Raw genomic sequence first — 1504 nt, 5'->3', positions numbered from 1 at the left:
GCTAATCTTTACACACATCTTTGTGTTCCATTACTTGTGCATAAACTATAAATTGTTGGTTGAATTTATCTAACCCCTCTTTGATTGTGATATATCCTGGTGGACCATGAGATTTATATCCGCTCCATCCTGCCAGTCTAGCTAATAACCATGTGGCCCAAGCCAGGGTTTGCTTTTTGTATGGATTTTTCTGTAATTCTGTGCCTCCTTCCACTCGTTGTCTTACCATATCTAGATAATCTATTTGGTTCGAACTGAATACATCTGCTGCCTGCATCGATTCATCTTTCAGCCCAAGCTTTAGCTGCATTATCTTAAGTGCAACCAGTAATGTCATGGAAAGCATTTTCTTTAAACCAGCACCTGATCCCAGTTGACTTGATTCTATTCCAAAACCTTTTGTCTTTATAACCCTGAACAATTCCTCTATTAACCATCTTTTCTTATACCATTCAATGCATTGGTTGGCTTGTTCAAGGGTTTCAATCCTATGTGTTGTCAGTAAGCGCCACAAGATGGGCAATTCTCCATCAGGGACGGTTTCAGCCCGTTCCTTAACAAGTATAGCAGATAGCTCAATTGTCTTTTGCTCTCCCTTATAATTACGCGAGGCACATATTATAACTTTGCTGAAGCTGATATCCATATGAGCGATTCTGGCTTTTCTTTTTTTTGTAGAACTCACATGGATAGTAGAGTTCCCCTGGGGTACAATACCATCCAGCCTACTATATAACTTGCCCTTGTCCGAGAGGTTTCGATCCGCTCTGGATCTTACCAGCACGTGGGTTCGTTGATCTGGAACCACTATAAACTCTTCATAGATATCGCTTTCTCGATCACCTATAACTGTCATCACGGTTGTTTCAGGAATTATTCCCCTGCTTAATTCAGTGCTCTTGATCCATCGATAGGACTCCTTGTCCTGAATTGGCAACTGAGCATAATTCCGCTCGTTTTTATCCTTTTGGTGCCATGTCCGATTGTAGATAATTACTGAGGAAAGTCCCTGAATGGATGAGCTTTCAGCATCCACGACCAGCATGGGATGGCAAAAAAAGCCCGGGACGGTTTTGTTTCCGGTCGGACCGATATTTGGGTCCAATTCTCCCAACTTGTTTCTGATGCCACGATAATTGAATTCTGTAGTATCCTGAATGCACAACACATGTTTAAGTGAATTTAAAGTGCTATTGCAAAGCCGATAGCCACCTTCAAGAATATCATCATGTTCCAATCGCTTGTTCGATAGCATACGATAGAAGGCAGCTTTTAAGGAATGGGTTGGAGCTAACCGATTGATGACTGCTGTTCCCGAAGATAATAAATCTGACAAACAATTTTCTAATCTAACTGCAATACGACTATCTGATAAAAAACCTTTATAAACACCTGAATAACAATGATCTAACATCATTAAAGATACAAAAAATAAACCACAAATAATTGATAATCAGATCGTTATAATATGTTTTCTATAAATAAATGTGTGTAAAGATTAGCT

General features: G+C 39.6%; 1 protein-coding gene. It reads right to left on the bottom strand.

Annotated features, from left to right (window positions below):
• Position 1: 1 nt before the first annotated feature.
• On the bottom strand, positions 2-1417 hold the full coding sequence (locus tag EZ456_RS24965) for an IS4 family transposase (RefSeq protein WP_131534935.1): 1416 nt from the start codon (positions 1415-1417) through the stop codon (positions 2-4).
• Between the last annotated feature and the right edge of the window lie 87 nt (positions 1418-1504).

Source organism: Pedobacter psychrodurus, assembly GCF_004331735.1.
Taxonomy (GTDB): domain Bacteria; phylum Bacteroidota; class Bacteroidia; order Sphingobacteriales; family Sphingobacteriaceae; genus Pedobacter; species Pedobacter psychrodurus.
The sequence above is the reverse complement of the archived record's forward strand: the minus strand, read 5'-3'. Positions and strand labels throughout refer to the sequence as shown.